This is a genomic window from Amycolatopsis sp. NPDC039088 (genome assembly GCF_055598845.1).
The window spans coordinates 280497-287295 of record NZ_JBVKAE010000007.1 but is presented as its reverse complement, the minus strand read 5'-3'; the positions used below and the strand labels follow the sequence as shown (position 1 = coordinate 287295).

Genomic DNA, 6799 nt, shown 5'->3' with positions numbered 1-6799 from the left:
AAGCCGTCGGCCTGCTGGATCGCGCGCTGGGTTCCGGCACGCCAGGCCCTTACCAAGTGCAGGCCGCCATCGCGATCATGCACGCCCAGGCACCGGCTCCCGAGCACACCGACTGGCCCGGCATCGCCGCCCTGTACGCCCGACTGCTCGCTTCCACCCCGTCCCCGGTGGTGGCGTTGAATCACGCTGTCGCGGTCGCCATGGCCACCGGCCCGGCCGAAGGACTGGCGCTCATGGACGAGATCGAGGGCCTCGGCAGCTACCACTTGCTGCACGCGGCCCGTGCCGACCTCCTGCGGCGCCTCGGCCGCACCGATGAAGCGGCCGAGGCATACCGGCGCGCTCACGACCTCGCCACCAACCCCGCCGACCGGCGCTACCTCGCCCGACGCCTGCACGCCATCGAACCCCCGGAGTCCTGATGAGACTGTCCATTATCGACAATCCCGGACAGTCGATTCGATGTGCGGGCAGCGGTCCGGCCCCGGTGATCCGGGACTGCGCAAGGCCACTCTCGCCGTCAGTTGTCACGCACGATTCGCCATCGGTTGCCGGCGGCGCCGCTATCTGCCCCCTGCACGGCGAAGGCGCCCGCACTGGTGGAGTTGTTCTCGATACCGAGCAGCTTTCCGCTGTGCACGTTGCGGATCTTGTACGTCCCGTCTCCTTGGTCGAGCAGCGTCCACCGGTGGTCGCCGGTGCCGTTGTCCGCCCACTGCAGGACCGCCGCGTTGTCCACTGTGGACATATCACGGACACCGAGCACCTTGCCGCTGTTGGCGTTGCGGAAACGAACGGCGTCACCGTCGGTGATGATCTCCCAGTTGTGGTCCGCGGTGCCCGAGTCGTGCCACTGCAGCGCACGGCCGCCGTCGGCCGTGGACATGTCCTGGATGCCCAGCACGAGGCCGCTGCCCACGTTCACGAGGCGGGAAGTGGCCGCGCTCTGGCCGTTGACGTTCCAGTAGACGGTGTAGTTGTGGCCGTGGGCGTCGTAGAACGGCCCCAGGTCGACGGTGGATCCGTTCGCGGTGGCAGTGAAGGCCAGCGAGCTGCCGTTGGTCCGGGTGATCGAAGAAGTATTCAGTGACGGCAGAGCGCTCAGCGCGGTGTTCCCGTAGTTCCCGGACAGGACCGTGGGTCCGTAGGCGATCGCGGCGACGTTCGGGTTGTCGTTGGCCGGGCGCGTGATGAGGCGCATCGGCATGCGAAGGGTGACCGTGTCGCCGGAGCTCCACGAGCGGGTCAAGGTGGCGTAGCTGCCCGGCGTGGTGGCGATGTTCTGGGCGGTGCCGTTGACGCTGATGGTCGCCCCGCTCGTCCAGCCGGGGATGCGGAGGCGCATCGACCAGGTCCCGCCGACGGTTCCGGTGACCCGCAAGGTCGTGGTGTCGCCGACCGGGTACGACGTGGTCTGCGTGACCGTGATCCCCCGCTGCGACCAGTCGAGCACCGATGGCAGGAACATGTTCACGATCAGCGTGGAGCCGCTGGAGAAGTAGATGGAGTCCATCAGGGCCGTGTGCATCTCCAGGCCCGTGCCCTGGCAGCACCAGAACGAGTCGTAATCGGTGCTCCACGTGCCGCCACCCCACGCCGGCCCGACACCACGACGGCCTCCCGGGTTCAGCGGCGTGAAGTAGGTGACGTGTCCATGGGTGTCGGCCGGGTTCTGCTGGCCGATCATCTGGTTCAGCCACGCCCGCTCGTAGTAGTCGAACAGCTCGGCCCGGCCGGGATCCAGCGCGAACAGCTCCCGGGTGAGTTTCAGCATGTTGTAGGTGTTGCAGCTTTCGCAGGTGTCCTTGCTCAGGTACCCGGCGATGGCGTTGGGCGGCCGGAAATGCTCGGCTTGACTGTTGCCGCCGATGGCGTAGGTGTGCGCGTTGACGCAGATCCCCCAGGCGTTCCCGGCGATGTCGCGATAACGAGTGGTACCGGTGGCCTTGTACTCCCGCGCGGCGCCGATCCATTTGGGCACCTGCGTATTGGCGTGGATCCCGTTGAGCTGGTCCTGATTGGCCGCCAACGGGGTGAACACCGCGGCGTGATCGAAGCGCTGGGCGACGGCGAGCCAGCGCGAGTCGCCGGTCTGCTGGTACAGATCGGCCAGCACGGCGTTCATCCCGCCGAACTCCGTCGCCAACATGGCCTGCATCTGTTGCCCGGTCAACCGGCCGGTGCGCTGGTCGACCCACCCCGCCAGCCGCAACAGAACGTCACGCGCCTGGGTACTTCCCAGGTAGCGCCACACATCCAGCAAACCGGCCAGGGTTTTGTGGATGCAGTAGTACGGTACGTTGCCGTTGGTCAGGGTCCGCGCTTCGAGCGCGCTGAAGTCCGCTTCGGCGAAGCCGGAAAGGTACCCGCTGCTGAACCCTGCCGCGCCGTTGTTCGCTTGGCATTTGGCCAGCTCCGCCACCATGTACACGGCCTTGTCACGGCAGACGGTGTCCCCGGTCACCGCGTAGACCTGTGCCCAGGCCGAGAGGAAATGTCCCTGCATATGGCTGCGGAACGGGAAGGACGGCGCGTCCCAGCCGCCATTGGGAGCGGCGCCGTTGGTGGACAGCCGGTGATTGGCCCGGAAGTTGTACAACAACCGATCGACGTTGACGAACCGCAGATAGTTCACGGTGCGGTTCTGGTTGTCCAGCCACCGGCTCGCCGTCAGCCGCACCTGGCCGGGCTGGAAGGGATACGCGGACACGCCGATGTCCGGCCTCACCGGGGGCAGAGCCGCATGTGCGACCGAGCCGCCGAAGTAGTCCCCCACGACAGAGGCGACCGTCGCGACTCCCGTTGCTTGCAGAAGCCGCCGCCGGCTGAAAGAGGAAGACATCGTTGTATCCCTTTCCATGGAGAACGACGTGCACAGATCAGTACATTGTGGACATAGCTTCGCCTCGCCCGTCGCCAGTGTTAGCGCTAACACAATTGTCCGTTCACCTGGCAGGCACGGATGAGACTTGTGCTGCGAGTCGACAGAGCCAGGGCGGTACTCGGCAGGGCTAGCACGAGCGTGGCCGATAACGCCGCCACAGTCAAGGCGCCGTACAGGTTTCGACCACAACCCCGGCGCATCGCGCTCCCTGCCGCCGATCGGCCGAAGGTCCACAATGGACCACACTGGAAGCTCTTCGGCGGCGTGAAGTTCTGGGCGATTGGACGCGGAGCACCCACCTGCGACACCTTGCCTCCGCTTTGGTATACCAAAGAGCCGGTTCGGACCCCGGCAGGAAAGGTGCTCTCCGTGTTGATCCGTGACGTCCGCCCGTGGGGTGGACAGCGCAGCGACGTCGAAGTGACCGGCGACCGGATCGCGGCGGTGCGACCGCACGATCCGGCCGCCGCCACGTCGCCTGACACGGTCGAGGGGCGCGGGCGGCTGCTGTTCCCGTCGTTCAGCGACGTGCACGTCCACCTGGACTCGACCCGGATCGGCCTGCCGTTCCGGCCGCATACGGGCGCGCCGGGTGTGTGGGCGATGATGCTGAACGACCGTGAGAACTGGCGCGACGCCGAGGTTCCGCTGCCCGAGCGTGTCGCCGGGACACTGGAGCGGATGATCGCCAACGGCACCACCCGGGTACGCAGCTACGCGCAGGTGGACGTCGACTGCCGGCTGGAGAAGCTCGACGCCGTCCTCGCCGCGAAGGAACGGTTCGCGGGGCACGCGGACGTCGACGTGATGGCGTTCCCGCAGGCCGGGATCCTGCGCGAGCCCGGCACCGCGGACGTGCTGGAGGCCGCGTTGCGCTCGGGCGCCACGGTCGTCGGCGGGATCGACCCGTGCTCGCTGGACAAGGACCCCAAGGGACATCTGGACGTCGTGTTCGGGCTCGCCGAGAAATACGGCGTGGAGGTGGACATCCACCTGCACGAGCCGGGGCACCTCGGCGTGTTCTCGACCGACCTGGTGATCGAGCGGGTCCGCGCGCTGGACATGCGCGGCAAGGTGACCATGTCGCACGCGTACGGGCTGGGCTCGGTCTCGGAATCGGTGAGCCGCCGCATGATCGACACGTTCGCGGAACTGGACATCGCGATGGCGACCGTCGCACCGTCCGTCGACGGCCAACTGTCCCTGGCGGACCTCACGACCGCCGGCGTGCGCGTCGGCCTGGGGGAAGACGGCCAGCGAGACTACTGGAGCCCGTACGGCAACTGCGATCTGCTCGACCGCACCTGGCAACTGGCCTTCACGCACGGCTTCCGCCGCGACGACCTGATCGAAATGGCACTGGCCGTCGCGACGGTGGGTGGCGCGTCGATCATGAGCCACGACGTCCCGCGGCCGGCGAGCATCGCCGACCGGCCCGGCGTGGCCGTCGGCGACCGCGCCGACCTGGTACTGGTGGACGGCGAAACCCCGACGAGCGCGGTGATGGACCGAGGCAAGGACCGCACGGTGCTGCACGACGGCGTCGTCGTGGCGGACGGGCTTTCGGTGGTGGACCTCTGATCGGCCGCGCCTTGACGCGCTCTGTCAGTAAGCTTCCGGGGTGAGAATCCGGCCCGCCGCTCCAGACGACGCAGAAGCCCTCGTTCCCCTCTTCGACCACTGGGGACACCCACAAGATCGCGAGGGGGTGGCCGAGATTCTGAAGCAGTGGCAAGACCTCCCGCAAGGCGCCCTCATCGTCGCCGAGGACGACACCGAGGTCGTCGGAATGGCCGCCGTCGTGGCATGTCCGCGACTGGCCGACGCGAAACGCAACGCCCATCTGCAGGGACTCGTGGTCGCCCGGCAGCGGTTGCGCACCGGCGTCGCGAGCATGTTGCTGACAGCCGCGGAGGACCTTTCGCGCGAATGGGGCTGCGTGCGGTTGGAGCTCACCACGACACGCACCCGAGACGCCGCGCAACAGTTCTATCGGGCGCGTGGCTATCACGGGACCTCAAGTCGGCAGGAGCGCTTCATCCGCGAACTTCACGACCGGACCCCGGGCACGGCGCACTGATCGCGCTGGTCCGTGAAGGCCTCCTTCCCTACGCTCAAGGTAGGGAAGGAGGCCTTCACGGACTTCCCGAGCGGTCAGTGCGCCTCCGGCTCGGAGCCGATCCGGTAGGGCACCGGCCGGCCATCCGCGTCCCGCACCGGCACCGGATTGCCGTCGGCGTCGACGATCTTGCCGTCGACGATCCTGTCACCGTTCTTGAGCTGTGAGAACGCCTTCAGGTCCGAGTAGTCGATCACTCGCGTGGCGGTCGCGAACACTGACGGGTTGTCGTCGGTCTTGTCAGTCTTCAAGTGGTTGAAGAACAGATTCAGCAGGACCGCCGTGAGCGCGGCGGCGCTGATGCCCGAGTGGAAGATCGTGCCGACCCACGCCGGGAAGTGGTGGTAGAAGTCCGGCGCCGCGATCGGGACCATGCCCAAGCCGACGGAGGCCGCGACGATGACCAGATTCATGTTCCCGTTGTAGTCCACTTTGGACAGCGTCTTGATGCCGGACGCCGCGACCGTGCCGAACAGGACGAGACCCGCTCCGCCCAGGACGGGGTAAGGAATCGCGGCGACCACGCGTCCCAGTACCGGGAGCATGCCCAATACCAACAGGACCACGCCGCCGGCGGTCACCACGAACCTGCTCTTGATCCCGGTGATCGCGACGAGGCCGACGTTCTGGGCGAACGCGCTCTGGGTGAACCCGTTGAAGACCGGCCCGATCGCTGACGACGCCATGTCGGCCCGCAGGCCATCGCCGATTCGGCGCTTCCCGACCGGCGTATCGACGATCTCCCCCACCGCGAGGATGTCGGCCGTGGTCTCGGTGAGGGTCACCAGGATGACGATGAACATCGAGGCGATCGCGGCGACGCTGAAGGTCGGCGGGCCGAACGCGAACGGCGTCGGCACGGCGAAGATCGGGCCTGCCCCGACCTGGGAGAAATCGGCCTCGCCCAGCGCGGCGGCGAGCACGGTGCCGACCACGATGGACAGCAGGATCGAGAGCCGGGACACCGCCGGGATGGGGACCTTGCTCAGCACCAGCACGATGACCAGCGTCAGCGCGGCCAGCCCGATGTCGGAGACCGAGCCGAAGTCCGGTGCCTTGGTGTCGTTGCCCATCGCCCACCGGGCGGCGACCGGCATCAGGCTCAGCCCGATCACCGTGATGACCGTGCCGGTGACCACCGGCGGGAAGTACTTCACCAGCCGGGAGAACACCGGCGTGACGAGCAGGCCGAGCAACGCCGAGGCGATGACGGCACCGAACACCGCGGGCAGCCCGCCATCGGCCACGATCGCGGTCATCGTCGCCACCCCGGCGAACGAGGTGCCCTGCACCAACGGGAGCCGGGAGCCGAAGAAGGGCACGCCGAGCGACTGCAGAATCGTCGCCAGCCCACCGATGAAGAGGCAGGAGGCGACCAGCAGGCCGATCTCCGACGGCGAGACGCCCGCGGCGCCACCGATGATCAGCGGCGGCGCGATGATGCCGCCGTACATCGTCAGCACATGCTGGATGCCGTAGGTGAAACTCTTGCCTGCCCCGAGCCATTCGTCCTCGGTTCGGCCTGCCGCGGCCGCGTCACCCGCCCTCGGCCTTCTCTTCACCATCGGATCCGCCTCTCAGCAGTGCCGGGCTCCAAAGTTTCGATCTGCGGAGGTTAACTTCCACATGACAGAATTGGCAAGGCCGAGCGACGGCGATCTCCGGCCGGGCGGACCCGGCGGCGAGCGCCGGAGCCAATTCTTTCCGGAGTATGACGGGAGCCCCGTTTCGTGGCCCGGCACCGTCCACCGGTGTTCTGATTCCCTTCCACCGCAACACTGGAGGGAATCATGGAA

The 6799-nt window shown here is 67.5% G+C and carries 4 protein-coding genes and 1 pseudogene; 3 read left to right on the top strand and 2 right to left on the bottom strand.

Annotation, left to right across the window (positions count from 1 at the left end; translation table 11 throughout):
- Positions 1–422, top strand: a pseudogene (locus tag ACZ7KI_RS12160) (RNA polymerase subunit sigma-24); the annotation flags it as partial.
- Positions 423–520: 98 nt separating this feature from the next.
- On the opposite strand, the gene ACZ7KI_RS12155 reads toward ACZ7KI_RS12160, so the two are convergent.
- Positions 521–2842: a beta-L-arabinofuranosidase domain-containing protein gene (locus ACZ7KI_RS12155; RefSeq protein ID WP_470273173.1), complete on the bottom strand. Its 2322-nt coding sequence runs from the start codon at positions 2840–2842 to the stop codon at positions 521–523.
- A 411-nt stretch (positions 2843–3253) separates the two neighbouring features.
- On the opposite strand from ACZ7KI_RS12155, the gene ACZ7KI_RS12150 reads away from it, so the two are divergent.
- Both ACZ7KI_RS12150 and ACZ7KI_RS12145 read left to right on the top strand, forming a co-directional pair.
- Positions 3254–4465, top strand: coding sequence for an amidohydrolase family protein (locus ACZ7KI_RS12150; protein WP_470273172.1), 1212 nt, complete (start codon positions 3254–3256; stop codon positions 4463–4465).
- A gap of 40 nt (positions 4466–4505) precedes the next feature.
- Positions 4506–4964, top strand: coding sequence for a GNAT family N-acetyltransferase (locus ACZ7KI_RS12145; protein WP_470273171.1), 459 nt, complete (start codon positions 4506–4508; stop codon positions 4962–4964).
- Positions 4965–5038: 74 nt separating this feature from the next.
- On the opposite strand, the gene ACZ7KI_RS12140 is transcribed toward ACZ7KI_RS12145, so the two are convergent.
- Entirely contained in the window at positions 5039–6568 is a 1530-nt protein-coding gene (locus tag ACZ7KI_RS12140) for a nucleobase:cation symporter-2 family protein (RefSeq protein WP_470273170.1), read from the bottom strand.
- Positions 6569–6799: the final 231 nt, after the last annotated feature.